Annotated in this window: 25 protein-coding genes, 1 tRNA gene and 1 pseudogene; 7 read left to right on the forward strand and 20 right to left on the reverse strand. The window is 69.3% G+C overall.

Going from position 1 to position 23,972, the window contains the following annotated elements; genetic code table 11:
• Window positions 1–84 precede the first annotated feature (84 nt).
• Window positions 85–1,350 carry a PTS transporter subunit EIIC gene (locus OP79_RS34760; RefSeq protein ID WP_033325895.1) on the forward strand — a complete coding sequence of 422 codons (1,266 nt, stop codon included), beginning with the start codon at window positions 85–87 and terminating at the stop codon, window positions 1,348–1,350.
• A gap of 78 nt (window positions 1,351–1,428) precedes the next feature.
• On the opposite strand, the gene OP79_RS34765 is transcribed toward OP79_RS34760, so the two are convergent.
• From OP79_RS34765 to clpS, 8 genes are all read right to left on the reverse strand, one after another.
• Window positions 1,429–2,181: an MBL fold metallo-hydrolase gene (locus OP79_RS34765; RefSeq protein WP_033325897.1), complete on the reverse strand. Its 753-nt coding sequence runs from the start codon at window positions 2,179–2,181 to the stop codon at window positions 1,429–1,431.
• Window positions 2,182–2,538: 357 nt separating this feature from the next.
• Window positions 2,539–3,489, reverse strand: coding sequence for a PLP-dependent cysteine synthase family protein (locus OP79_RS34770; RefSeq protein ID WP_033325898.1), 951 nt, complete (start codon window positions 3,487–3,489; stop codon window positions 2,539–2,541).
• Window positions 3,490–3,506: 17 nt separating this feature from the next.
• Window positions 3,507–3,785, reverse strand: a complete 279-nt coding sequence (locus OP79_RS34775) for a MoaD/ThiS family protein (RefSeq protein ID WP_033325899.1) — start codon at window positions 3,783–3,785, stop codon at window positions 3,507–3,509.
• A gap of 116 nt (window positions 3,786–3,901) precedes the next feature.
• Window positions 3,902–3,997 (reverse strand): putative leader peptide, encoded by a 96-nt coding sequence (locus OP79_RS58305; protein ID WP_020270288.1) that lies wholly within the window; start codon window positions 3,995–3,997, stop codon window positions 3,902–3,904.
• A 79-nt stretch (window positions 3,998–4,076) separates the two neighbouring features.
• A complete protein-coding gene (locus OP79_RS34780; RefSeq protein WP_033325900.1) occupies window positions 4,077–4,499 on the reverse strand; it encodes a M67 family metallopeptidase in 423 nt (140 codons plus the stop codon).
• Between the two features lie 74 nt (window positions 4,500–4,573).
• Entirely contained in the window at window positions 4,574–6,004 is a 1,431-nt protein-coding gene (locus OP79_RS34785) for an amino acid permease (RefSeq protein WP_033325902.1), read from the reverse strand.
• Window positions 6,005–6,242: 238 nt separating this feature from the next.
• Window positions 6,243–6,848, reverse strand: coding sequence for a DUF2017 domain-containing protein (locus OP79_RS34790; protein WP_033325904.1), 606 nt, complete (start codon window positions 6,846–6,848; stop codon window positions 6,243–6,245).
• Between the two features lie 12 nt (window positions 6,849–6,860).
• Window positions 6,861–7,178, reverse strand: a complete 318-nt coding sequence (clpS, locus tag OP79_RS34795; protein WP_033325905.1) for an ATP-dependent Clp protease adapter ClpS — start codon at window positions 7,176–7,178, stop codon at window positions 6,861–6,863.
• Between the two features lie 118 nt (window positions 7,179–7,296).
• Here clpS and OP79_RS34800 point away from each other — a divergent pair, with 118 nt between their 5' ends.
• Window positions 7,297–8,625: a nicotinate phosphoribosyltransferase gene (locus tag OP79_RS34800; protein ID WP_033325906.1), complete on the forward strand. Its 1,329-nt coding sequence runs from the start codon at window positions 7,297–7,299 to the stop codon at window positions 8,623–8,625.
• A 186-nt stretch (window positions 8,626–8,811) separates the two neighbouring features.
• Window positions 8,812–9,396: a nicotinamidase gene (locus tag OP79_RS34805; RefSeq protein WP_033325907.1), complete on the forward strand. Its 585-nt coding sequence runs from the start codon at window positions 8,812–8,814 to the stop codon at window positions 9,394–9,396.
• 85 nt (window positions 9,397–9,481) lie between these two features.
• On the opposite strand, the pseudogene OP79_RS57345 reads toward OP79_RS34805, so the two are convergent.
• Window positions 9,482–9,817, reverse strand: a pseudogene (locus OP79_RS57345) (hypothetical protein); the annotation flags it as partial.
• Between the two features lie 493 nt (window positions 9,818–10,310).
• Between OP79_RS57345 and OP79_RS34810 the strand changes: the two are divergent.
• Window positions 10,311–10,562 carry a hypothetical protein gene (locus tag OP79_RS34810; protein WP_033325908.1) on the forward strand — a complete coding sequence of 84 codons (252 nt, stop codon included), beginning with the start codon at window positions 10,311–10,313 and terminating at the stop codon, window positions 10,560–10,562.
• 9 nt (window positions 10,563–10,571) lie between these two features.
• Here OP79_RS34810 and OP79_RS34815 read toward each other — a convergent pair whose 3' ends face one another.
• Both OP79_RS34815 and OP79_RS34820 read right to left on the reverse strand, forming a co-directional pair.
• Window positions 10,572–11,207, reverse strand: a complete 636-nt coding sequence (locus tag OP79_RS34815) for an RDD family protein (protein ID WP_033325909.1) — start codon at window positions 11,205–11,207, stop codon at window positions 10,572–10,574.
• Window positions 11,208–11,300: 93 nt separating this feature from the next.
• Window positions 11,301–12,893, reverse strand: a complete 1,593-nt coding sequence (locus OP79_RS34820) for an RDD family protein (RefSeq protein WP_033325910.1) — start codon at window positions 12,891–12,893, stop codon at window positions 11,301–11,303.
• A 323-nt stretch (window positions 12,894–13,216) separates the two neighbouring features.
• On the opposite strand from OP79_RS34820, the gene OP79_RS34825 reads away from it, so the two are divergent.
• Window positions 13,217–13,639: an SsgA family sporulation/cell division regulator gene (locus OP79_RS34825; protein WP_033325911.1), complete on the forward strand. Its 423-nt coding sequence runs from the start codon at window positions 13,217–13,219 to the stop codon at window positions 13,637–13,639.
• Here OP79_RS34825 and OP79_RS34830 read toward each other — a convergent pair.
• On the reverse strand, window positions 13,617–15,023 hold the full coding sequence (locus OP79_RS34830; RefSeq protein WP_033325912.1) for an FAD-binding oxidoreductase: 1,407 nt from the start codon (window positions 15,021–15,023) through the stop codon (window positions 13,617–13,619). The two genes, OP79_RS34825 and OP79_RS34830, sit on opposite strands and share 23 nt — an antisense overlap.
• A gap of 67 nt (window positions 15,024–15,090) precedes the next feature.
• A complete protein-coding gene (gene hppD, locus OP79_RS34835; RefSeq protein ID WP_033325914.1) occupies window positions 15,091–16,236 on the reverse strand; it encodes a 4-hydroxyphenylpyruvate dioxygenase in 1,146 nt (381 codons plus the stop codon).
• 122 nt (window positions 16,237–16,358) lie between these two features.
• On the opposite strand from hppD, the gene OP79_RS34840 reads away from it, so the two are divergent.
• Window positions 16,359–16,832, forward strand: a complete 474-nt coding sequence (locus OP79_RS34840; protein WP_033325944.1) for an Lrp/AsnC family transcriptional regulator — start codon at window positions 16,359–16,361, stop codon at window positions 16,830–16,832.
• Between the two features lie 13 nt (window positions 16,833–16,845).
• Here the strand turns inward: OP79_RS34840 and OP79_RS34845 are convergent, their stop codons facing one another.
• From OP79_RS34845 to OP79_RS34870, 6 genes are all read right to left on the reverse strand, one after another.
• A complete protein-coding gene (locus OP79_RS34845) occupies window positions 16,846–17,637 on the reverse strand; it encodes a S16 family serine protease (protein ID WP_033325915.1) in 792 nt (263 codons plus the stop codon).
• A gap of 260 nt (window positions 17,638–17,897) precedes the next feature.
• Window positions 17,898–18,545, reverse strand: a complete 648-nt coding sequence (locus tag OP79_RS34850) for an IclR family transcriptional regulator (protein WP_033325916.1) — start codon at window positions 18,543–18,545, stop codon at window positions 17,898–17,900.
• Window positions 18,546–18,920: 375 nt separating this feature from the next.
• A complete protein-coding gene (locus OP79_RS34855; RefSeq protein ID WP_033325917.1) occupies window positions 18,921–20,717 on the reverse strand; it encodes a DEAD/DEAH box helicase in 1,797 nt (598 codons plus the stop codon).
• 116 nt (window positions 20,718–20,833) lie between these two features.
• Complete coding sequence (locus OP79_RS34860; RefSeq protein ID WP_033325919.1) at window positions 20,834–21,220, reverse strand: type II toxin-antitoxin system death-on-curing family toxin; 387 nt, start codon at window positions 21,218–21,220, stop codon at window positions 20,834–20,836.
• Window positions 21,217–21,417 (reverse strand): ribbon-helix-helix domain-containing protein, encoded by a 201-nt coding sequence (locus OP79_RS34865; RefSeq protein WP_033325920.1) that lies wholly within the window; start codon window positions 21,415–21,417, stop codon window positions 21,217–21,219. Before OP79_RS34865 ends, OP79_RS34860 begins: the two co-directional genes overlap by 4 nt.
• Before the next feature lie 76 nt (window positions 21,418–21,493).
• On the reverse strand, window positions 21,494–22,936 hold the full coding sequence (locus tag OP79_RS34870) for an MFS transporter (protein WP_051745147.1): 1,443 nt from the start codon (window positions 22,934–22,936) through the stop codon (window positions 21,494–21,496).
• Window positions 22,937–23,154: 218 nt separating this feature from the next.
• On the opposite strand from OP79_RS34870, the gene OP79_RS34875 reads away from it, so the two are divergent.
• Window positions 23,155–23,226 (forward strand) — tRNA-Cys (locus OP79_RS34875).
• A gap of 9 nt (window positions 23,227–23,235) precedes the next feature.
• Here OP79_RS34875 and OP79_RS34880 read toward each other — a convergent pair.
• On the reverse strand, window positions 23,236–23,880 hold the full coding sequence (locus OP79_RS34880; RefSeq protein ID WP_051745148.1) for an SUKH-4 family immunity protein: 645 nt from the start codon (window positions 23,878–23,880) through the stop codon (window positions 23,236–23,238).
• Between the last annotated feature and the right edge of the window lie 92 nt (window positions 23,881–23,972).

Genomic DNA, 23,972 nt, shown 5'->3' on the forward strand with positions numbered 1-23,972 from the left:
TGGTGTAGACCAGCGGCCGATGGATCATGGGTCGCTCCCATGTCGCTCCCATACGGAGACACCACCGTTCCCCAGGAGGAAGTTGTGTCCACGGCCAGCGCCGCTCCCGCGGCCGACAAGAAGAAGGGCTCCGGCGCGATGGCTGTCATGCAGCGCATCGGCCGCAGCCTGATGCTGCCTGTCGCCGTCCTGCCCGCGGCCGCGCTCCTGGTGCGCCTCGGCAACACCGACATGCTCGGCCGCGAGTCGTTCCCCGGATTCCTTACCAAGATCGCCGGCTTTATGTCGGCGGGCGGCAACGCGATCCTCGACAACATGGCACTGCTGTTCGCGGTGGGTATCGCGATCGGTTTCGCCAAGAAGTCGGACGGCTCGACCGCGCTCGCGGCCGTCGTCGGCTACCTGGTCTTCAAGAACGTACTTGCCACGTTCACCGACAAGAACCTGCCGCAGGTCGCGGAGGTCGTCGACGGCAAGATCGTGATGGTGGACGCGCCCGTGGACGCCAAGGTCCTCGGTGGTGTGGTGATGGGCATCGTCGTCGCCCTGCTGTACCAGAAGTTCTACCGGACCAAACTGCCGGACTGGGCGGGCTTCTTCGGCGGCCGGCGCCTCGTGCCGATCCTCTCCGCCTTCGCGGGTCTCGTCATCGGCATCGTCTTCGGCTACATCTGGCCGGTCCTCGGTACGGCGCTGCACAACTTCGGTGAGTGGCTGGTCGGTTCGGGTGCCGTCGGCGCGGGGATCTTCGGTGTCGCCAACCGTGCGCTGATCCCGGTCGGCATGCACCACCTGCTGAACTCCTTCCCGTGGTTCCAGGCCGGCGAGTACGAGGGCAAGAGCGGTGACATCGCGCGCTTCCTGGCCGGTGACCCGAGCGCCGGGCAGTTCATGACCGGCTTCTTCCCGATCATGATGTTCGCGCTCCCGGCCGCCTGCCTGGCGATCGTGCACTGTGCCCGTCCCGAACGCCGCAAGGTCGTCGGCGGCATGATGGTCTCGCTGGCGCTGACGTCGTTCGTCACCGGTGTCACCGAGCCGATCGAGTTCACGTTCATGTTCATCGCGCCGGTCCTGTACGCCATCCACGCCGTCCTCACCGGTGTCTCCATGGCGCTGACCTGGGCGCTGGGCATGAAGGACGGCTTCGGCTTCTCGGCGGGCGCGGTCGACTTCTTCCTGAACCTCGGGATCGCGACGAATCCGTGGGGCCTGGTCCTGGTGGGTTTGTGCTTCGCGGCGGTCTACTACGTGGTCTTCCGCTTCGCGATCACCAAGTTCAACCTGCCGACTCCGGGGCGCGAGTCGGACGAGGAACTGGCGGAACTGCAGAAGGCGGAGGCCAAGTAGGCCTCAAGCAGCCCTCTGCCCGTACGTACGAGAAGGCCCCCGGAAGAGACTCCGGGGGCCTTCTCGTACGTACGGGCTCTAGATCTCGTACGTCACTCGCGGCGCCGCCACTTCCACCGGGCCCGTGTACGTCTCGCGGGCGTCCGCGAGGTTGACCTGGGGGTCCGTCCACGGCGGGATGTGGGTGAGGACGAGGCGGCGGGCGGCGGCGCGGGCGGCGATCTCGCCCGCCTCGCGGCCGTTGAGGTGCAGGTCCGGGATGCACTCCTTGCCGTGGGTGAACGCGGCCTCGCACAGGAACAGGTCGGCGTCCCGGGCGAGTTCGACGAGCGGGTCGCACACGCCCGTGTCTCCGGAGTACGTGAGCGTCCGGCCGCCGTGCTCGATGCGGATGCCGTACGCCTCCACCGGGTGGCTCACCTTCTCCGTGTGCACCGAGAAGGGGCCGATCTCGAAGGAGCCCGGCTTGACCGTGTGGAAGTCGAAGACCTCGCTCATGGAGGAGGCGCTGGGGGTGTCGGCGTAGGCGGTGGTGAGGCGGTGCTCGGTGCCCTCGGGTCCGTAGACCGGGATGGGGGCGGCGCGGCCGCCGTCGTGCCGGTAGTAGCGCGCCACGAAGTAGGCGCACATGTCGATGCAGTGGTCGGCGTGCAGATGGCTGAGGTAGATCGCGTCGAGGTCGTAGAGACCGCAGTGGCGCTGCAGCTCGCCGAGGGCACCGTTGCCCATGTCGAGAAGCAGCCGGAAGCCGTCGGCCTCGACGAGGTAGCTCGAGCAGGCCGATTCCGCGGACGGGAACGACCCCGAGCAGCCGACGACGGTGAGCTTCATAAAGCAGAAACCTCCGCTGGCGGGGAGTGAAGTCGGGGGTCGTGCGGTCCGTCGAGCGTAAGGCGCAAAACCTCCGGTCGCTCCTCCGTAAGGGGGTCTTGTGGGCGAACTCACCTGCGGCGTCACTGATTCGGGGGTGGTTCGCCCCCGCCGCCCTTACCCGTCCCGTACCAAGGGGCTCCGCCCCTGGACCCCGCTGGGGCTGCGCCCCAGACCCCCATCGGCCTGAACGGCCTCGTCCTCAAACGCCGGACGGGCTGACTTGATGCCGGACTCGGCTGCACAGTCCAGCCCAGTCCGCGCAAAATCAGCCCGTCCGGCGTTCGAGGACCGGGGGTCCAGGGGGCGGAGCCCCCTCTACGCCCAGAGCTGCCCCTGCAACTTCTCGATCGCTTCCTCCGTCGTCGCCGCCGTGTAGACGCCCGTCGACAGGTACTTCCAGCCGCCGTCGGCGACGACGAAGACGATGTCGGCGGTCTCGCCGGCCTTCGCCGCCTTCTTGCCCACACCGATCGCGGCGTGCAGGGCGGCCCCCGTGGAGACTCCCGCGAAGATCCCCTCCTGCTGCAACAGCTCCCGCGTGCGCGTCACCGCGTCGGCGGAGCCGACCGAGAAGCGGGTGGTCAGGACGGAGGCGTCGTACAGCTCGGGGACGAAGCCCTCGTCGAGATTGCGGAGGCCGTACACGAGGTCGTCGTAGCGTGGCTCGGCCGCGACTATCTTGATGTCCGGCTTGTGTTCGCGCAGGAAACGGCCGACGCCCATCAGCGTGCCCGTCGTCCCCAGGCCCGCCACGAAGTGGGTGACCGAGGGGAGGTCGGCGAGGATTTCGGGGCCTGTGGTGGCGTAGTGGGCGCCCGCGTTGTCGGGGTTGCCGTACTGGTAGAGCATCACCCAGTCCGGGTGCTCGGCCGACAGCTCCTTGGCCACGCGTACGGCCGTGTTGGAGCCCCCGGCCGCCGGGGACGGGATGATCTCGGCGCCCCACATGGCCAGCAGGTCCCGGCGCTCCTGCGAGGTGTTCTCGGGCATGACGCACACGATGCGGTAGCCCTTGAGTTTGGCGGCCATGGCCAGGGAGATGCCGGTGTTGCCGCTCGTCGGTTCCAGGATCGTGCAGCCGGGTGTGAGGCGGCCGTCCTTCTCCGCCTGCTCGATCATGTGCAGGGCGGGGCGGTCTTTGACCGAGCCGGTCGGGTTGCGGTCCTCGAGCTTCGCCCAGATGCGGACGTCGGCGGACGGCGAGAGCCGCGGCAGGCGCACCAGAGGGGTGTTGCCCACCGCGGCCAGCGGGGAGTCGTAGCGCATCAGGGATCAGAGCCCGGTCAGACCATGCCGCCGGCTACCGCCGGCAGAATCGTCACGTTGTCGCCGTCGGTCAGCTTGGTGTTGATGCCGTCGAGGAAGCGGACGTCCTCGTCGTTGAGGTAGACGTTCACGAAGCGGCGCAGTTCGCCGGCGTCCACGATGCGAGCCTGGATGCCCGAGTGGCGGGTCTCGAGGTCGGCGAACAGATCGGTGAGGGTGTCCCCGTTGCCCTCCACCGCCTTCTGGCCGTCGGTGTACTGGCGGAGGATGGTGGGGATGCGGACCTCGATGGCCATGGTTGCGGGCTCCTGTCGGAAGATGTCAGGTCGGTGGGCGCGCGGCAGCGCGGAAAGCAGGGTGGTACGCGATGAACCGCGCCGCGGCTCTCACAGCCGTACGGCGGCAGGCGGCATCAACAGATGGCGCTGGCGAGCCTGCACAGGTCGACGTGCAGCCGCGCCACGAGCAGCATGCCCGGCGTCTTGTCGCTCACGTCGTGGAAAACCATGGGCTCATCGTATCGATTCCCGGTCCGGGTTCTGGAATGTGATCTCGCATCGTGGATGATTTCTGCCCGCATCGCGGGATCAGTAGGCCTGTACGACCTTGACCTCCTCCTCCGTGACCTCGCCCTCGACGATCCGGTACGAGCGGAACTGGAAGTCGCCGAGCCCGTCGGTGTCGGCGGTGGACACCAGCACGTAGTGGGCGCCGGGCTCGTTGGCGTACGAGATGTCGGTGCGGGACGGGTACGCCTCGGTGGCCGTGTGGGAGTGGTAGATGACGACCGGTTCCTCGTCGCGGTCGTCCATGTCCCGATACAGCTTGAGGAGATCGCCGGAGTCGAATTCGTAGAACGTGGGCGACATGGCCGCGTTCAGCATGGGGATGAACCGCTCGGGGCGGTCCGAGCCCGCCGGGCCCGCGATGACGCCGCACGCCTCGTCGGGGTGGTCCTGGCGCGCGTGCGCGACGATCTGGTCGACGAGGGCCTGGGTGATGGTGAGCATGCTCGTCAGGATAAGCAACAGGGCAGCCCCGTACCGAGGAGTGGTACGGGGCTGCCCACATGCTGGGCGGCAGTTCAGCCGACCTTGGTCTTTTCGAGATCCGGGTCGCGGCGCGCGGTGACCTCCGGGTTGCGGGACTTCAGCACGAGCCAGCCGATGCCGAGGGCGGCCGCCCACCCGGCCATGACGTAGAGGCTGACGCGGGCCTCGTGGTCGTAGGCGATGAGGCCGGTGACGAAGAGAAGGAAGACGATGGCGATCCAACTGCCCGTCGCACCGCCCGGCGCCGGGAAGGAGGAGGCGGGCAGACGGCCCGCGTCGACCGCGCGGCGGTAGCGGACGTGGCTGATCAGAATCATCAGCCAGGTCCAGATACCGGCCCCGGTGGCGACGGAGACGACGTACTCGAAGGCCTTCTCCGGGACGATGTAGTTCAGGACGACACCGATGCCCATGAAGATCACCGAGAGGCCGATCGCGAGCGCGGGCGTCTTGCTGGCGGACAGCTTGTTGAAGGCCTTGGGGGCCTCGCCGCTGTCGGCCAGGGTGCGCAGCATGCGGCCCGTGGAGTACATGCCGGAGTTGCAGGAGGACAGGGCCGCGGTCAGCACGACGAAATTGACGATGCCGGCTCCGGCCGGGATGCCGATGACCGCGAAGGCCTTCACGAAGGGGCTGACGCCCTCCGAGAATTCCGTCCACTTCACCACGCAGAGGATGACGGTGAGGGCACCGACGTAGAAGAGCGCGATGCGCCAGGGCAGGGTGTTGATCGCCTTGGGGAGGGTCTTCTCGGGATTCTCGGACTCACCAGCGGTGACGCCGACCAGTTCGACGGCGAGGTAGGCGAACATCACGCCCTGGAGGGTCATCAGGGACGAGCCGATGCCCTTGGGGAAGAAGCCGTCGAAGGCCCAGAGGTTGGAGACGGCCGCGGTGTCGCCGGCGGCGCTGAAGCCGAAGGTGAGGACGCCGAGGCCGATCACGATCATGCCGATGATCGCGGTTACCTTGATCATGGAGAACCAGAACTCGATCTCGCCGAACAGCTTCACCGAGATCAGGTTCGCCACGAACAGGACGACCAGGAAGACGAGCGCGGAGACCCACTGCGGGATCTCCGGGAACCAGTAGTTGATGTAGATCGCGGCGGCGGTCAGCTCCGCCATGCCGGTGACGACCCACAGCAGCCAGTACGTCCAGCCGGTGAAATAGCCGAAGAACGGGCCGAGGAACTCGCGGGAGTACTCCGCGAAGGAGCCCGAGACCGGGCGGTAGAGCAGGAGCTCGCCGAGGGCCCGCATGATGAAGAAGATGATGACGCCGGCGACGGCGTACATCAGGATGAGGCTCGGTCCCGCCTTGGCGATGTTCGCCCCGGCGTTGAGGAAGAGCCCGACGCCGATGGCGCCGCCGATCGCGATCATCTGGACCTGACGGCTGCCGAGCCCGCGTTCGTACCCCTCCTCGGGTACGTGCTCAGTGTCGACCTGCGCTGAGGTCATGAGTAATGCGCCTTTCTCCAGACGTACAGGTGGTGTCCGCCGCGCGGTCGTGAAGATTTATCACGGCCGCCACTTTGATCACCTGTACATCATGTGACGCAGTACACACGGAGAAGCGGGCAAAGCGCGCCTGGAAAGGCATAGGGGTCGAGCACGGTGACGTGATCGTTATCCGGATTTGAGCGTCCGCTGAGCGAACACAAAACCATCACATCTCGGGGCATATGCGCCCCGCATCTCACGGCATGAGCGTTTCGACGAGCGTCTCCTGGAGTCCGCCCAGCCACAGATACGCCATGACCATCGGCTTGCGCGGATCGTCGTCCGGCAGCCGGTAGAGGAGGTCGGTGTCCTCCTCCTCGATGACGTCGAGCCGGGAGCCGATCGCGAGCCGCAGGTCGTTGAGGGCGCCCAGCCACTGCCGGGACTCCTCCGTCGACAGCTTGAGCACCGCTCCGCCCTTGCCGGCCGAGGCGAGCGCGTCCAGGGAGTGGATCACCACGAGGGCGTTGTCGCGCTTGCCCGCGCGCAGGTCGTTCTCGGTGAAGCGGCGGAACTCCGAGGAGTACTGGCGCTGTTCCTCGGCCTGCTCGGGCGAGGTGGCCTCGACGTCGGGGCCGCTGTAGGCGTCGGGGAAGAGGCGTTGCAGTACGGGGTCGGCGGGCGGCTCGCTGGGGCCCTCCGAGAACAGCTCGGCGAGCGGGTCGTCGGAGGCGTCCTCCGCGGGTCCGGGACCGATGAGCTCCAGGAGCTGAACCGCCAGGGAGCGGATGATGGAGATCTCGACCTCGTCGAGGGCGACGGCCGCGCCGCCGCCGGGGAGCGGTTCGAATTGTCCTGGCATGGAGTGAGTTCGCTACTTCCGGTCCTGCTGGAGGGTGGCCCACAGACCGTAACCGTGCATGGCCTGCACATCGCGCTCCATCTCCTCGCGGGTCCCGCTGGAGACGACGGCACGGCCCTTGTGGTGGACGTCGAGCATGAGCTTGGTGGCCTTGTCCTTCGAGTAGCCGAAGTACGTCTGGAAAACGTACGTCACATAGCTCATGAGGTTGACCGGGTCGTTGTGGACGATCGTGACCCAGGGGACATCCGGCTCGGGTACGACGAAGACCTCCTCGGCTGACTCGGTCTTTTCGGTCTCTAGAGGTGCGGGAGCCGTCACGTGGCCCATGCTGCCACCAGAGGGGGGTACGCGGCCAAACGGCCCCTCCGGAACGCCGTCTGGAAAGCTCCGGGAACCTCACACTCCAGAAATCGTCAAAGTGACGAGATGGGGGTACTATCCCGTCATGAACACTGCGGACCTAGGGCTGCCGGTGGACGTCCCGTCGACAGCGCTCTTCACCGATCACTACGAGCTGACCATGCTGCAGGGCGCCCTCGAAGGCGGCACCGCCGAGCGGCATTCGGTCTTCGAGGTCTTCACGCGCCGGCTGCCTGAGGGACGGCGCTACGGCGTCGTCGCGGGTACCGGGCGAGTCCTTGACGCGGTCGAGAACTTCCGGTTCGACGCGGACGTCCTCGGCTTCCTGCGCGAGCGCCGCGTCGTGGACGAGCCGACCCTGGAGTGGCTGTCCTCGTACCGTTTCAGCGGCGACGTGTGGGGCTACCCCGAGGGCGAGGTCTACTTCCCCGGCTCGCCGATCCTGCGTGTGGAGGGCACGTTCGCCCAGTGCGTGCTCCTGGAGACGGTGATCCTCTCGATCCTCAACCACGACTCGGCGATCGCCGCCGCCGCCTCCCGGATGACCTCGGCCGCGGGCGGGCGGCCACTGATCGAGATGGGCGCCCGGCGCACCCATGAGCTGGCCGCCGTGGCCGCCTCGCGCGCGGCGTACGTCGGCGGCTTCACGACCACCTCGGACCTGGCCGCCGGCTTCCGCTACGACATCCCCACCGTCGGCACCAGCGCCCACGCCTTCACGCTCCTGCACGACAGCGAGCGGGACGCCTTCCAGGCCCAGGTGCACTCGCTCGGCCGGGGCACGACGCTGCTCGTGGACACGTACGACGTGGCCGAAGCCGTACGGACGGCGGTCGAGATCGCCGGGCCCGAGCTGGGCGCCGTGCGCATCGACTCCGGTGATCTGCTGCTGGTGGCGCACCGGGTGCGGCAGCAGCTCGACGAGCTGGGCGCCGTCGACACGAAGATCACCGTGACCTCGGACCTGGACGAGTACGCGATCGCCTCGCTGGCCGCGGCGCCCGTGGACGCGTACGGAGTGGGCACCCAGCTGGTGACGGGATCCGGCCATCCGACGTGTTCGATGGTCTACAAGCTGGTCGCCCGTGCCGAGTCGGCGGATCCGAAGGCTCCGCTCATGCCGGTGGCGAAGAAGTCGACGGGCGGCAAGACGTCCATCGGTGGCCGGAAGTGGGCCGCGCGGCGGCTCGACGAGGAGGGCGTCGCCGAGGCCGAGGTGATCGGCACGGGCGCCGTCCCGGCGGAGCTGGCCGACCGTCAGTTGCTGGTCGAGCTGATAAAGGGCGGCCAGGTCGTCGCCCGCGAGCCCCTGGACGTCGTACGCGACCGGCATGCGGCGGCCCGTGCCAACCTGCCGCTGTCCGCGACCCAGCTGTCCCGGGGGGAAGCGGTGATCCCGACCGAATACGTCTGAGTACGCCCGCGTACGCCCGATGAATACGCCCGGGTACGCCCGTTTACGTCCGCCGGGAGCGAAGCCGCGGACCGCGGTACCCGGGAAACAGCTCCGGACAGGCTTGCCCCAAAGGGGCATGAATGAGCGGGGAGCGGGCAATGCAACCGCAACACCCGCGCCCCTCAAGGGGGAAGGACACCGACCATGCGCCGCGCCTTGATCGTCGTCGACGTGCAGAACGACTTCTGCGAGGGAGGCAGCCTCGCGGTGCCCGGAGGGGCAGACGTGGCCGCCGCGATCACGGAGCTGATCGGGCAGGCGCCCGCCGGCTACCGCCATGTCGTGGCCACCCGCGACCACCACATCAACCCGGGCAACCACTTCTCCGAGAACCCCGACTACGCCCACTCCTGGCCCAGGCACTGCGTGGCGGGCACGGAGGGCGTGGGCTTCCACCCGAACTTCGCCCCGGCGGTCGCCTCCGGCGCGATCGACGCGGTCTTCGACAAGGGCGCGTACGCGGCGGCGTACAGCGGCTTCGAGGGCGCCGACGAGAACGGCGTCACGCTGGCGGACTGGCTGCGCGCCCGCGAGATCACCGACATCGACGTGGTCGGCATAGCCACCGACCACTGCGTCCGCGCCACCGCACTGGACGCGGCCCGCGAGGGCTTCCGTACGACCGTGCTGCTCGACCTCACGGCCGGGGTGGCCGAGGAGACCACCGAGCGGGCTCTGGAGGAGCTGCGCGAGGCGGGTGTGGAGCTCGCAGGGAAGCCCGTGGTGTAGCGGCCTCGGGAGCCTGAGCGGGGGGTTGAGCGGGGACGGGAGCCTGCGTGGGTACGGAAGCCTGCGTGGGAGCGGGAGCCTGAGTGGGGGCCGTACGCCGCTTCAGGGCGCGGATCGGGCGCCACAGCTCCGGGGTGGTGGCTATGGCGGTGGCGTCTCCGACGGGGGGCGTGCGCCATATGAGGCCGTCGGGGTGGTGCAGGACCGCGGTGATCTCATCCGGGGTCGGCGGCTCGGAGTTGCCCCGCAGATACACCGCCCGCATGCCGAGGTTGCGCACCCGCGTCAGCGCGCGGGCCCGGTTCTGGGCGTGCACGAGAACGCGTACGCAACCGGCGCCGCCCATGGCGGAAGGGGTGGGCAGGTTCAACGCCACCACCACGCTGCCGTTCGGCAGTTTGCAGAAACCTCCTGCGGCCACGTCACACCCCCGTGAGAAAAAGTGTCAATAAGAGAACCACAGGACGCACCTAAACACGATCGGCCGCGACCCGCCAGAGGGTCGCGGACGATCATGTTCTGACCTGCGAAGACGCCGTTCACTTCGTCGCGGCCGAGACCTTCGCCGTGATCGTCGAGCCGTCGCGGGACTCCTTCACGATCGCGATCTTGATGCCGGTGTCAGTTACTGCGGTACGCGGCACCCCGAGTTGGTGTACCGCTCAACCGGCGCGCCGGACCGTCCAGTTGGTGGACTCCATGACTCCGTGCGCCCCCTGTGCACCGGCACCGTGGGTTAGGTCACGCTTACCGCTCGTTCCACTCGGGCAGACAGCCGAATAGAGTCGGCTGGCGGCGCGCTGGGAACTCAGCGGATTGCCAAGCCGACACCCATGTCGGCACCCCTGACTCGTATCTGCAACCTCCCCCTTGGCGAGAGGCACGGGGGGAGACCCCCGACCCGAGGAATGCTCATGCCTCGTCCGACCGCCGCACAGCTCACCTACGGCTCATGCACCGTGATCTTCTCCACGCTCGCCATGCTGCTGCTGTCACAGACGAGTTCGGGCCCGGGAATCGCGGTGATCGCGCTCTCCGCACTCGCACTCGGCCTCCTCGTGGCCCTGACGGTTCCCGTCCCGAAGAAGCCGGCACCCATTGCCACGTCCGTCGCCCGGGAGCGTGTCGCCGAATCCGTACCGGTGGCCAGCGGCAGCGAGCGCTGACCAACCTCCTCAACCGGTGCTGACCACCACGGTCTTCGCCGGCTTGTCGTGCAGGCCCTGCTTGTAGGGCTTGTCGAAGAAGCTCCAGCCACCCGTGATCGCGGTCCAGATGCACGCGCAGCAGAACGCGAACGGCAACCACAGGACCAGCGCGCGGATCAACGAGCTCTGCCAGGAGGGCGTCGAGCCGTCGTTGAGGTTCGCCACCCGCATGTGGAACAGCTTCTTGCCGAGGGTCTGCCCGGACTTGGTGGTCAGGACGGTGTCGTACGCGACGTAGAGCACCGCGGCGATCACGGACTGGCCGACGGAATCGCTGTACTCGACGTTCCCGCCGTCCACGTCGTAGTCGGTGGCCCCGAACGCCCACGCCAGCAGCCACACCACGACACCCACCAGGATCATGTCGATGATCCGCGCCAGTACGCGCTTGGGGCTGTCGCCGAGGGGCGGCATCCCGGCGAGGGGCTCATTGCCGTACGGGCCACCGCCGTAGGGGTCGCCCGCGTACGGCGGGGGTGTGGTGTCCCCGCCCTCCGAGCCCTCTGACGGAGTGCCGTACGGAGAGCCGCCGCCCTCACCGGGTGGCGGCTCACGCTTCTTGAACGGATCGTCTTCCGGGGGAGGCGGCGGCTCGGTCGTCATACTTCGAGTCGACCGCGAACCCTCCGGCGGCGCAATGGGCGGGGAGCCGTCCGGGGCATGGCTCGTACGCCGGTCCGCTGCTCAGCCTGCTGGTCAGCCCGCTACGAACGTGTGCGCCGCCTTGTCGTGCCAGCACTGGCGCCACGGGCGGTCGAACAGGCCCCACAGGACACCCAGCACACCGATGCCGAGAAGTCCGGGCACGCTGTAGACGAGCCAGCGGCGCAGGGCCGCGCCGAACGACGGGGGCTCGCCGCCCTCGATGTCCCGCACCTGGATACCGCACAGCTTCTTGCCGAGCGTACGGCCCCACTTGGCGGTGGGCAGCGCCTCGTAGAGAACACCGAAGATCAGCAGGACGGCGAGGACGATGCCCAGGTAGACGCCCGTGGTGCCGTCCAGCAGCCAGACCGTGACGGTCTCGCCGGACAGCTTGGCCGCGTCGATCTTGTCGTTGACGTGGTCGAGGGCCCTGATGCCCAGCGGCACGGCAGCCGCGCCCGTGACGGCACCCAGCACGAGCGAGTCCACGAGCCGGGCTGCCAGCCGCTTCCCCAGGCCGGCGGGACGCGCGGACGCCTGCGCCCGGGCGGCGGCCTGGAAGGGGTCCTCGGACACCGGCTTCCAGGGGACGACGGGCGGCTCGCTCTCGGGCCCGGCGAGACGGTGCACCTGCTGAGCCCAGGAGGGCTGTCCGCCGCCGACGCCCGCGGCCATGGGCGTGGACTGCTCGGGTGCGGAGGGTGTGGAGGGCGCGGAGGGGGAAGAAGGCGTGGAGGGAGGGGCTGGGGAACTCGTGGACTGGGCGGGCGCGGCGGGGGTCTGGGTACCGGCGGACGCGGCGATGGCGCCCTGGGAGAGGCCCGCGCGGGCGGCGGCTGTGCCTCCCGCGGTCGAGCCCCTTGCCGCTGCGCCTCCCGCGGTGGGGCCGGGGGCCTGGGGATCGCGCAGCTGCCTCTGACGCGGAGTGACGGCCCTGAACGCCATCGTGCCCTCGGTAGCAAGAGGGTTACGGGCGCTGGGGACACCGGAGGCTCCGGCCCTGGGCTGAGGCGAGTCGGCCTGGGACGAGCCGGACGGCTCCTCCTCCGACCCCGGGGTCGGCTTCACCCGCCCCGTCGGTCTGCGGAACGCCACCGTGCCGCCGGAAGCCGGAGGCCGGTCGTCCCGGGGCTTGTCCCGGGGCTTGTCCTCGATCCGGTCCTCGGCCTTGGGCGCGCGGAACGTGACCGTACCGTCGGTGTGCTCGGACCTGCCCTCGGGCTGGGCCGACTCGGACGGTACGCGCGGATCGGCGGGAGAACCCCAGGAGACCCGGCGGTCCTGCTCACCGCCGAAACCGGTCTGCCGGGAGCGGTCGGCGCCCCACGCGGTCGCGGGCTCGGGGCGGCTGCCGTGCTGGGCCTCGGCGGGCGAGGGGGCCGCGGCGGGCGGGTCCTCGTCGAAGAAGTGCGGGCCCGTCTCCTCCATGGGGGCGGGGCTGGTGGCGGCGGGACCCGCGGCGGCCGGGGCGGAGCGGCCGGCGGGTGGTACCGGTAGCGATTCGCCGTCGGAGGGCGCCGGTCGGCTGGTGCCCGGTACCCATGAGGCACCGTTCCAGTACCGGACATATCCAGGAATGGACGGGTCCGGGTAATACCCTTCGCGGGGCCTGTCGTCGCCAGCGGCCGGGGTTGGGGCGCTCATGTCCGTCGTCCCGTATCTGCTCGGGGGTCGTGTGGGGCATCCACATCTATCAGACCGGAGCAAGAGTCACGTCCGGTCCGCCAGTACCTACCCCGTTCGGGCAAGGTTCCGCTACGTCTTCCCGAATACCGGACTGAGGACGGGCTGATGACGGACCACTGAAAACGGCCTGAGGACGGGGCGGATAACGGGCCGGTACCGAGCGGGTACCGAGCAGATACCGGCGAAGGAACTTCCCCGAATACACGTAATGCCCCGCGCCCCGCCCCGTCTCCACTCGTACGGGCCCGCCCCCAGGCCCCGAACGAAAGGAAACGGACGACATGCACACCGTGGTGGAACGCGAGCTCGACATGGAACTCGTCCTGTCGCCGGAGCGCAGCATCCCCGTACCGGCGCGGCTCAGCTACCGCAGCGACGACCCGTACGCCGTCCACTTCACCTTCCACGTCGGCTCCGAGCTCGCCGTGAACTGGACGTTCGCCCGGGAACTCCTCGTCGAGGGCATCCTCCGGCCGTGCGGGCACGGCGATGTGCGGGTGCGGCCGGTGAAGGCGGGCAGACGCGGCGTCATCCTGATCGCGCTGAGTTCACCCGGCGGAGACGCCCTGCTGGAGGCGTCGGCGGCCGAGGTCTCCGACTGGCTGGAACTCACCCTGCGGGCGGTCCCGGAGGGCTCCGAGGGCAAGCGGCTCGGTATCGAGGACGGACTGGTCGAGCTGTTCAGAAGACCTTGCCAGGGTTGAGGATGCCCAGCGGGTCGAAGGCCGCCTTGATCGCTCGTTGCATCTCCACGCCCACCGGGCCGATCTCGCGGGCCAGCCATTCCTTCTTCAGTACGCCCACGCCGTGTTCACCGGTGATCGTGCCGCCGAGTTCCAGGCCGAGGGCCATGATCTCGTCGAAGGACTCGCGGGCGCGGCGGGACTCGTCGGGGTCGCCGGCGTCGAAGCAGACGGTGGGGTGGGTGTTGCCGTCGCCGGCGTGGGCGACGACCCCGATGGTCAGCTGGTGCTTCTCGGCGATCCGCTCGACGCCTTCGATCAGGTCTCCGAGCCGCGAGCGCGGTACGCACACGTCGTCGATCATCGTCGTGCCCTTGACCGCTTCGAGCGCGGTGAGGGACAGGCGGCGGGCCTGGAGCAGGAGTTCCGATTCGGCCGCGTCGTCCGCCGGTACGACCTGGGTGGCGCCCGCGGCCTCGCACAGGGCGCCGACCGCGGCGAGGTCGGCGGACGGGTCCGGGGTGTCGAAGGCAGCGAGGAGCAGGGCCTCGGTGGTCTCGGGGAGGCCCATGTTCGACAGGTCGTTGACGGCCTTCACCGTCGTACGGTCCATCAGTTCGAGGAGAGACGGCACGTGCCCGCCCTCCATGATCCGGCACACGGCTTCACAGGCGGCGGACGCGGACGCGAACTCGGCGGCCAGCACCAGCTGCTGGGGAGGCTGCGGCTTGAGGGCGAGTGTCGCCCGTACGACGATGCCGAGCGAACCCTCCGAGCCGACGACGAGGCGGGTGAGGTCGTATCCGGCGACACCCTTCGCCGTGCGACGGCCGGTGGACATGAGACGGCCGTCGGCGAGGACGACGTCCAGGCCGAGGACGTACTCGGCGGTGACTCCGTACTTCACACAGCACAGGCCGCCGGAGGCCGTGCCGATGTTGCCGCCGATCGTGCACATCTCCCAGCTGGAGGGGTCGGGAGGGTAGTACAGGCCGTGTTCGTTCACGGCGCGGGAGAGCGTGGCGTTGATGACGCCGGGTTCGACGACGGCGATCCGGTCGACGGGGCTGATCTCGAGGATCCGGTCCATCTTGATCAGGGACAGCACGATGCAGCCGTCGGAGGCGTTGGCGCCGCCCGACAGTCCGGTGCGGGCGCCCTGCGGGACGACCGGGACGCGCAGCTCCGTGGCGATGCGCATGACGTGCTGGACCTCTTCGACGGTCCGCGGCAGCACGACGACGGCGGGGGTGCCGGCCTCGCAGAAGCTGGCCATGTCGTTGGCGTACGAGACCGTGACGTCCGGGTCGGTCAGGACCACGTCGGCCGGCAGTCCCGCGAGCAGACGGTCGAGAAGGTTCCCCGTCACTTCATCGCGAGGGGCTTCGATACGGCTCATGATCACAGCGTCGCATCCGGGGGCGACGGTGTGAAGCCGTCTGCACGCGGGGCCGGCCGGCCAAGAGCCGGAACTAGAGGTTGCCCCGCTTCTCCTGCTCCCTCTCGATCGCCTCGAACAGGGCCTTGAAGTTGCCCTTGCCGAAGCCCATCGAGCCGTGGCGTTCGATGATCTCGAAGAAGACGGTCGGACGGTCCTGAACCGGCTTGGTGAAGATCTGCAGCAGATAGCCGTCCTCGTCGCGGTCGGCCAGGATCTTCAGTTCGCGGAGGGTGTCGACGGGGACGCGGGTGTCGCCGACCCATTCCCCCAGCGTGTCGTAGTACGAGTCGGGCGTGGCCAGGAACTGGACTCCGGCCGCCCGCATGGTGCGTACGGTCTGGACGATGTCGTTCGTGTTCAGCGCGATGTGCTGGACGCCGGCGCCGCCGTAGAACTCCAGGTACTCGTCGATCTGGGACTTCTTCTTGGCGATGGCGGGCTCGTTGATCGGGAACTTGACCTTGAGCGTGCCGTCCGCGACGACCTTCGACATCAGCGCGCTGTACTCGGTGGCGATGTCGTCGCCCACGAACTCCTTCATGTTCGTGAAGCCCATGACCTTGTTGTAGAAGCCGACCCAATCGTTCATCCGGCCGAGCTCGACATTGCCGACGCAGTGGTCGATGGCCTGGAAGGTGCGGTGGGCGGGCGGCTCGACGATCGGGGCTGCGGTCACGAAGCCGGGCAGGTACGGGCCGTCGTATCCCGTCCGCTCGACGAGGGTGTGCCGGGTCTGCCCGTACGTGGCGATCGCCGCGAGGACGACGGTGCCGTGCTCGTCCTTCATCTCGTAGGGCTCCTCGACCGAGCGGGCGCCGTGCTCGATCGCGTACGCGTACGCCCCGCGCGCGTCCGGGACCTCGATGGCGAGGTCGATCACGCCGTCGCCGTGCTCGGCCACATGCTCGGCGAGGAAGTGGCCCCAGGTGGTGGCGGGCTTGATGACGGAGGTGAGGACGAAGCGCGCCGAGCCGTTGGTCAGGACGTACGAGGCGGTCTCGCGGCTGCCGTTCTCCGGTCCGGAGTACGCGACGAGCTTCATGCCGAAGGCGGTGGAGTAGTAGTGCGCCGCCTGCTTGGCGTTGCCGACGGCGAAGACGACCGCGTCCATTCCCTTGACCGGGAAGGGGTCTGCCTCGCGCGCGGTGCCAGGGGTGTGGTGGATGGTCTCAGTCATGGCGATACGCTCCCTCCGTTTGGCAAGGTGCGCAATAGTTTGCTTATTCACTGGACAATGTGTGCAGCGACTGGCCCGTACGACCGAGCCTTCTGTACAGGATGACCACCCGGGAGGCCTCCATGGGGATCGATCAGCTGGACGGCCGGCTCCTCGTGCTGCTGGCGCGCGAGCCGCGCATCGGCGTGCTGGAGGCCTCGCGGCGGCTGGGCGTCGCACGCGGGACGGTCCAGGCCCGTCTCGACCGGCTTCAGTCGAACGGCGTCATCCGCGGATTCGGGCCGCAGGTGGACCCCGCGGCACTCGGGTACCCCGTCACGGCATTCGCGACGCTCCAGATCCGCCAGGGGCAGGGCGCGGACGTACGCACGCACTTGGCGACCGTCCCAGAGGTGCTCGAACTGCACACCACCACCGGCAGCGGCGACATGTTGTGCCGCCTCGTCGCCCGCTCCAACGCCGATCTTCAGCGTGTGATCGACCGGGTCGTCGGCTTCGACGGCATCGTCCGGGCCGCCACGGCGATCGTCATGGAGAACCCCGTCCCCCTGCGGATCATCCCGCTGGTGGAGCAGGCGGCGGAGGATCAGGCGTAGCCGGGCCGGGGGTTCAGCAGCTGGGGACGGAGCCGGTGCCCGTCTCCAGGGCGCGGAGGGATTCGACCGTGCTCTTCAGCGTCGTCACCGGGATCAGCCGCAGCCCCTTGGGCAGCTCCGACTCCGCGTCCGAGCACTCGGCCTTCGGTACGAGGAAGACGGTCGCGCCGTCGCGTTTGGCGGCCTGCGTCTTGAGCGCGACACCGCCCACGGCGCCCACCGTGCCGTCGGCGTCGATGGTGCCGGTGCCCGCGATCGTACGGCCGCCTGTCAGGTCGCCGCCGCTGCCGTCACCGTCCAGCTTGTCGACTATGCCGAGCGAGAAGAGGAGCCCGGCACTGGGTCCGCCGACGTCGGCGAGCTTCAGGGTGACCTTGATGTCGTCCGGGTCCTCGCCGAGATAGTTCAGCGCGGCCTCGGTGGCCGTGTTCTGGGACTCCCGCATCGCCTCGGCGTTGTGCTCCTCGATCTCCTTGACGGTGTCACCGCTCGGGTACACGGAGTCCCGCGGCATCACGGCCCGGTCCGTGTCGAACCACCCGTCGATCACAGCCCCCAGGCGCACATCCGCATCGGGCCCGGTCGCCTCGATGGTCGTCATCCGCAACTGCCCACGCGTCCGGTGAGTCTGAGCCCCGCTGATGGTGATCACCGGCTCTCCCCGGTTCTCCCCCAGCACATCCGCCGTCATCCCGGGCTGAGCCACCGCAAACGGCAACGGCACGAAAGCCGCCGTGGCGAGCAGAGCCACGACGGGAAGAGCGAACAAGGCGACGGCCCGGGGGCGCGAGAGCTGAGAGAGCACGGGATCAATCTAACGTGAGGGGGAATTCCGGCCGCGGGCTGGTGGGCGGGCTTGGGGACAAGCAGGGCTGCGCCCCGTAAGGGGCGCGGGGAACTGCGCGACCAGCCACGACGGCCCTGCAGCCGCGACACGACTGTCACCCACCACCCCCTGGCGGGGGGCCTGGGGGCGCAACCCTCTCACGCGGCGGAGCCGCAAATTGATACAGCCGGGAAGGGGCGGGGCTGGGGAAAGAAAAACCCACCCACGCCCACCCCTGGCTAGCGCAAAGCCTCGGCCACTTCCTTCGCGGCATCCACAACCCGCGCCCCCACCCTCTCCGGGACGGAATCCGCAAGCATCACGACCCCCACGCTCCCCTCCACCCCAGTCACCCCGAGCAGCGGCGCAGCCGCCCCACTCGCACCGGCTTCCAGCTCGCCGTGCGTAAGCGTGTACCCGGGATCCGCCAACGTCCCGGCCGCGGCCCGCGCCGCAAGGATCGCCTTGCCCGCGGCGCCCCGCTCCAACGGATGCCGAAACCCCGCCCGATACGCCACGTGGTAGTCCGTCCACGTCGGCTCCACCACGGCGACGGCCAACGCTTCCGTCCCGTCGACCAGAGTGAGATGCGCCGTCGCCCCGATGTCCTCGGCCAGCGACCGCAACGCGGGCAACGCGGCCTCACGTACCAACGGATGCACCTGCCGCCCGAGCCGCAGCACCCCGAGCCCCACCCGGGCACGGCCACCCAGATCACGGCGTACGAGAGCATGCTGCTCAAGCGTGGCGAGCAGCCGGTACACAACGGTCCGGTTCACTCCGAGCTTGGTGGACAGCTCGGTGACGGTCAGCCCGTGATCGGTGTCGGCGAGCAACTTGAGGACACGCAGTCCTCGGTCGAGCGTCTGAGAGGTCTCCGCGGTCACGACGCCCACTCCTTAGTGGTGAGAGTCGACGGCCCCCTCCGCGGCGGTTGCGTCACCGGTCCCGACGGCGACGCGCTTCAGAGGCCGCCGGTCGGCAAGCGTCCCGGGTACTACCCGGGCGGCACCGGCTGCGCTCCGCGGCGGCGCTGCCACGGGGCGTGTGCGTAGCGGGACAGTAGCGACCTGGTTCGCTCAGCGGAAGACTCCGTCCAGAATCCGGTCAGTGTCCGGCAAGAGTGTTGCCGTGTTTGCCCTGGTACGCCCGGCGCATATCACTCCCTGTGCACTACCCTCGCACACCCTGCACACGCCAATGCGCCGGTCCCGTACGCAACGAGACCGGCGCTCTGATCCTCGTACTCCTGCATGCGTGTGTCACCGCATACGGGTCGCCCACTCCTGCACCTTGGCGATCCGCTGCCTCAACTGCCCCGCCGTCGCCTCCGCGCTCGGCGGCCCGCCGCACACGCGCCGCAACTCGGTGTGGATCACGCCGTGCGGCTTGCCGCTCTGGTGGACGTACGCCCCGACCATCGTGTTGAGCTGCTTCCTCAGCTCCAGCAGTTCCTTGTGCGTGACCACCGGCCGCCGCTCGGCGGGGAGTTCGAGGAGGTCGGCCTCGTCGGCGGGCTTCTTGCGGCTGTGCGCGATCTGGCGCGCCTGGCGCTTCTGCAGCAGCATCTGCACCTGATCGGGTTCGAGAAGCCCCGGAATCCCGAGGTAGTCCTGCTCCTCTTCACTCCCCGGGTGCGCCTGCATGCCGAACTCGGCGCCGTCGTACAGCACGCGGTCGAAGGTGGCCTCGGACTCCAGCGCCTCGAAGGCGAACTCCTCCTGCTCGCCGGTGTCCTCGTCCTGCTCCTTGTTCGCCTCCTCCATCTCCTTCTCGGATTCGGCGTACGGGTCCTCCTCGCCCTCCTTCTTCGGCTTGTCGAGGGCGTGGTCGCGCTCGACCTCCATCTCGTTGGCGAAGGTGAGGAGGTCGGGGACGGTCGGCAGGAAGACGGAGGCGGTCTCGCCGCGCCGCCGGGACCGTACGAAGCGGCCGACGGCCTGCGCGAAGAAGAGCGGCGTGGAGATGGTGGTCGCGTACACGCCCACGGCAAGGCGGGGCACGTCCACGCCCTCGGACACCATGCGGACGGCGACCATCCAGCGGTCGTTGCTGTGGCTGAACTCGTCGATCCGCTCGGACGCGCCGGTGTCGTCGGACAGGACGAGGGTCGCCTTGTCGCCCGTGATCTCGCGGATCAGCTTGGCGTACGCCCGTGCCGAGTCCTGGTCGGAGGCGATGACGAGGGCGCCGGCGTCCGGGATGCCCTTGCGCACTTCCGTGAGCCGCTGGTCGGCGGCGCGCAGCACGCTCGGCATCCACTCGCCGCGCGGATCGAGGGCGGTGCGCCAGGCCTGGCTGACGGCGTCCTTGGTCATGGGCTCGCCGAGGCGGGCGGCGATCTCGTCGCCCGCCTTCGTACGCCACCGCATGTTGCCGCTGTAGGAGAGGAAGATGACGGGCCGGACCACGCCGTCGCCGAGCGCGCTGCCGTACCCGTAGGTGTAGTCGGCGGCGGACCGCCGGATCCCGTCGTTGCCTTCCTCGTACGCCACGAAGGGGATGGGGTTGGTGTCGGAGCGGAACGGCGTACCCGTGAGCGCGAGACGGCGGGTCGCGGGCTCGAACGCTTCGAGGCAGGCCTCGCCCCAGGACTTCGAGTCGCCGGCGTGGTGGATCTCGTCGAGGATGACGAGCGTCTTGCGCTGCTCGACACGGTTGCGGTGCAGCATGGGCCGTACGCCCACACCGGCGTACGTGACCGCGACCCCCTGGTACTCCTTGCTGAGCGGCCCCGCGCTGTACTCCGGGTCCAGCTTGATCCCTATCCGCGCCGCCGCCTCGGCCCACTGCTTCTTCAGATGCTCGGTCGGCGCGACCACCGTCACCTGCTGCACGACATGGTGGTGCAGCAGCCACGACGCGAGCGTCAGCGCGAAGGTCGTCTTCCCGGCGCCGGGCGTGGCGACGGCAAGAAAGTCACGCGGCTGCTCCTGGAGGTACTTCTCCATCGCCCCCTGCTGCCAGGCACGCAGCTTGCCGGCGGTGCCCCAGGGGGCACGGCCGGGGAAGGCGGGCGACAGGTGGTGTGAGGAGGGGGTGTTGGCGGTGGTAGTCACGGTCTCCGTGGGTGGTTGGGCGGCTCGGCTGGCGTACGACAACCGGGCCACCCTATCGGCGGCCCGGTTGTGCCGGCGCGCGGGCTACGCCGCCCGACCCGTGGATGGGATCCAGCTCACAGTTCCGCTCGTAGGGCGCGCAGTCGACTCGCGATCACCCCGATATCGCCCTCGGCACCGGAGGCCACATCGATGACCAGGTCGTACGCCGTGTCCTGATCGCACGTCGCGAGGCCCACGCCGTTGGTGGCGAGAAACGTCGCAGCGGCCAGCCAGGCGGTGCGCTTGTTGCCGTCGACGAGAGGGTGGTTGGTGGCGAGGCCGTGCAGGAGCGCGGCGGCCTGCTCGTACAGGTCCGGATAGGCGGCCGTGCCGAACATGCGGGCGCGCGGCCGGTGGACGGCCGAGGCCAGCAGACCGGGCTCCCGGGCCTCGGGCGCGCGCCCGCCGAAGGCGACCTCGGCGATGTCGGTGACCTCGGCGACGGTGAGGTGACGGGTCACTCTCCCAGCCTCCTCAGCAACTCGGCGTGCTCCTTCGCGATCCGCTCGGCGAGGGATCGGACGAGCCTGCCCTCCGCGTGCAGGTACCCGCGTACGGCCTCCTCCGCGAGCTCTTCGGGCCGACGGCCCTGAGCGTCCGCGAGGTCGTCGAGAGCCTGCCTCAGGCTGGCGTCGAGGCGGATGGTCAGCTCTTTCATGAGGCGAGCGTAAGGCTCGCGATCACCTGGTTTCGACCGGTTTACGATCAACGCTCCCGGACCATGGCCCACTTGGTCACCGTTCCCGCACCCGCGTAGTCACCCAAGCCCCCACCAACGCCACCCCCGCCATCGGCAGGAACACGGCGGCGAAGGCGGCCGGGGGTGTGCCGGCGCCGGAGGCTGACGTGGCCGCGTGCGTGACCGTACCGCCGCCCAGGGCCGCGAACGCCGCCCCGCCCGCCGCCAGCAGAAGCACGTTCGACAGACCGTCGGATATCTGGAGCGCGGCGGAGTTGGCGCCCGCCTCCTCGGGTGCGGAGAGGTGGAGCAGCAGAACGCTGGTGGAGGAGATCACCAGCCCCATTCCGAAGCAGCCGAACGCCCAGGTCACGGCCAGCGTCCACACCGGCACCGCATCGATCAGCACACTCGGCGCCGCAGCGATCGCCGCCGCCACCAGCACCATCCCCAGGCCCATCAGCCGCTCCCGGTACGGCTCCACCCGTGCCCTCGACTGCACGAAGGACCCCAGCGCCCAAGTCCCCCCGCCCGCCGCGAGCGAGAACCCGGCGAGCGTCGGCGACAGCCCCCGCTGCGTGACCAGCATCAGCGGTACGAAGGACTCCGCCGCGATGAACGACCCGGCCGCGACCCCGCGCAACAGCACCACGGACGGCAACCCGCGCGCCGCCCGGTACGTCCCGCGCGGCAGCAGCCCCAGCACCGCCGGCACCAGCAACGCCATGCCCGCCACGGCCGGTGCGGCCGACAGCCACCCCAGATCTTGCGCTGCGTACTGCAGCAGCCCCGCGCCCAGCGAGATCCCCAGCGCCAGCCGGATCCGGCGCCGGTCGAAGGGCGCGGCGACGGCACCCTTCGTCGGACCGGACGCCAGCCGCCGTATCTGCGGCAGGGCGAGCGCCAGCGGGAACACCACCAGGACCGGTATCCCGATGAACACCCAGCGCCAGCCGAGCTGTTCGGTCACCGAACCGGCGGCGAGCGGCCCGACTATGGACGGGATCACCCAGCTCGCCGCGAACGCCGCCATGATCGACGGCCGCAGTCTCTCCGGATACGCCCGCCCCACGACCACGTACAACGCCACGATCACCAGCCCGCCGCCCAGCCCCTGCACCGCCCGGCCGAGGATGAACAGCCACATCACCCCCGCCGTCCCGGACAGCGCCAGCCCTGCCGCGAACGCCCCGATCCCCGCGGTCAGCGACGCCAGCGGCCCACCCCGGTCCGACCACTGCCCGGCCAGCACCATCCCGAACAGACTCGTCGTGAAGTACGCCGAGAACGCGAACGCGTACAACGAGACCCCGTCGAGCTCCCGCGCCGCCACCGGCATCGCGGTCCCCACTGCCGTCGCCTCGAAGGCGATCAGCAGCACGACGGAAACGATCCCGATGCTGAGCGCCCGGTAGGGGCGGCTGAGCACGCTGTCCTCGGCGCCGGGTTCGGCCGGTGCGGGCGCGGTGTCTGCGACGCTCGGTTCCCGGGTGGTCATGGTCGTCAGCGTAAGGGGCACAATGCGCGTTGGCCCCTGTCGCGAGACGGTGGCCGCCTGGGACCTTGGTCGTACGCCCTCTCTCCTTTCATGAACGCGGTATGGCAGTCCCATTGCAGCCCCAGTCCATCCCTTGAGCGTCCCGTCCCCCGCGGCCTACGGTCGACGACATCGAGTTCGGAACGAGCGATTCGGAAGAAGCGCATTGTTCCCAACCCGGCCGTGTGCCCGAGTGGTTGAGGGGCTCGCCTGCAAAGCGAGTTACACCGGTTCGAATCCGGTCACGGCCTCGAGTGTGGTTACGGCCTCGGGCAACTTGCGCGGTGCAGCAACCAGAGCGTGAACGCGAGCGTGGATATGTCGGCGTTGAGCGGTCGCAGCCCGGCGTCCGAGGCGGACCACTCGTGGAGCTCCCCGGTGGTGCCGTCGACGAGGAGGTCGGTGTCCTCGATGACGAGACGGCCCGGGCGACCGAGACAACCAAGGCGACCGAGGCGGATCAACCGGTCGGCCCCGTCCGGGAGTTGGCTCTCGGGGACCTGGGCCTCCTCCGTCCGCTCGGCCGCGTAGCGCTCGGCGAGTGTCTGCAGCGGCACATCCATCTCCAGCTGGAACATGCCCCCGTCCTCCGGAAGACCCGTCTCCCGGAGGAAATGGCGGGTCGGCTCGTGCGTGAGCGTGGCCGGGAAGTCGACGTCCTCGAAGCGCATGATCGCGCCCGCGCCGAACTCCTCGTCGAGCAGCCGGGCGGGCAGGTCGAGCAGGAGACCCGCGCACGGGTCGGCGATCCGGGTGAGGGCATGGACCAGCGCGGCCATGCGCCAGTACGCCGCCATCTCCCCCCGCGCAGTCGCCTCGGCCGCCACCTCCAGCCCGCACCCCGGGCCTCCGTACTCGGCGTCGGTCAGCGTGATCGCCTCCGTACCGGCGTCAATCGTCCTCATGGCTCCCCCGTGCATGTGATCGCATAGTGCATCCCCAGCAGTGCACAGCCGCCGTCCCAGCGGCCGCTCCCCACTGATCGAAAACCATACGC

This window comes from Streptomyces yerevanensis (assembly GCF_000716805.1).
GTDB lineage: Bacteria > Actinomycetota > Actinomycetes > Streptomycetales > Streptomycetaceae > Streptomyces > Streptomyces flaveus.

What these genes read in the sequence shown, in the direction of transcription:
- OP79_RS34765 (WP_033325897.1), bottom strand. Translation starts at nt 2,181, where the DNA reads ATGAAGCTCACCGTCGTCGGCTGCTCGGGGTCGTTCCCGTCCGCGGAA.
- OP79_RS34770 (WP_033325898.1), bottom strand. Translation starts at nt 3,489, where the DNA reads ATGCGCTACGACTCCCCGCTGGCCGCGGTGGGCAACACCCCTCTGGTG.
- OP79_RS34775 (WP_033325899.1), bottom strand. Translation starts at nt 3,785, where the DNA reads ATGGCCATCGAGGTCCGCATCCCCACCATCCTCCGCCAGTACACCGAC.
- OP79_RS58305 (WP_020270288.1), bottom strand. Translation starts at nt 3,997, where the DNA reads ATGGTTTTCCACGACGTGAGCGACAAGACGCCGGGCATGCTGCTCGTG.
- OP79_RS34780 (WP_033325900.1), bottom strand. Translation starts at nt 4,499, where the DNA reads ATGCTCACCATCACCCAGGCCCTCGTCGACCAGATCGTCGCGCACGCG.
- OP79_RS34785 (WP_033325902.1), bottom strand. Translation starts at nt 6,004, where the DNA reads ATGACCTCAGCGCAGGTCGACACTGAGCACGTACCCGAGGAGGGGTAC.
- OP79_RS34790 (WP_033325904.1), bottom strand. Translation starts at nt 6,848, where the DNA reads ATGCCAGGACAATTCGAACCGCTCCCCGGCGGCGGCGCGGCCGTCGCC.
- clpS (WP_033325905.1), bottom strand. Translation starts at nt 7,178, where the DNA reads ATGGGCCACGTGACGGCTCCCGCACCTCTAGAGACCGAAAAGACCGAG.
- OP79_RS34800 (WP_033325906.1), top strand. Translation starts at nt 7,297, where the DNA reads ATGAACACTGCGGACCTAGGGCTGCCGGTGGACGTCCCGTCGACAGCG.
- OP79_RS34805 (WP_033325907.1), top strand. Translation starts at nt 8,812, where the DNA reads ATGCGCCGCGCCTTGATCGTCGTCGACGTGCAGAACGACTTCTGCGAG.
- OP79_RS34810 (WP_033325908.1), top strand. Translation starts at nt 10,311, where the DNA reads ATGCCTCGTCCGACCGCCGCACAGCTCACCTACGGCTCATGCACCGTG.
- OP79_RS34815 (WP_033325909.1), bottom strand. Translation starts at nt 11,207, where the DNA reads ATGACGACCGAGCCGCCGCCTCCCCCGGAAGACGATCCGTTCAAGAAG.
- OP79_RS34820 (WP_033325910.1), bottom strand. Translation starts at nt 12,893, where the DNA reads ATGAGCGCCCCAACCCCGGCCGCTGGCGACGACAGGCCCCGCGAAGGG.
- OP79_RS34825 (WP_033325911.1), top strand. Translation starts at nt 13,217, where the DNA reads ATGCACACCGTGGTGGAACGCGAGCTCGACATGGAACTCGTCCTGTCG.
- hppD (WP_033325914.1), bottom strand. Translation starts at nt 16,236, where the DNA reads ATGACTGAGACCATCCACCACACCCCTGGCACCGCGCGCGAGGCAGAC.
- OP79_RS34840 (WP_033325944.1), top strand. Translation starts at nt 16,359, where the DNA reads ATGGGGATCGATCAGCTGGACGGCCGGCTCCTCGTGCTGCTGGCGCGC.
- OP79_RS34865 (WP_033325920.1), bottom strand. Translation starts at nt 21,417, where the DNA reads ATGAAAGAGCTGACCATCCGCCTCGACGCCAGCCTGAGGCAGGCTCTC.
- OP79_RS34870 (WP_051745147.1), bottom strand. Translation starts at nt 22,936, where the DNA reads ATGACCACCCGGGAACCGAGCGTCGCAGACACCGCGCCCGCACCGGCC.
- OP79_RS34880 (WP_051745148.1), bottom strand. Translation starts at nt 23,880, where the DNA reads ATGAGGACGATTGACGCCGGTACGGAGGCGATCACGCTGACCGACGCC.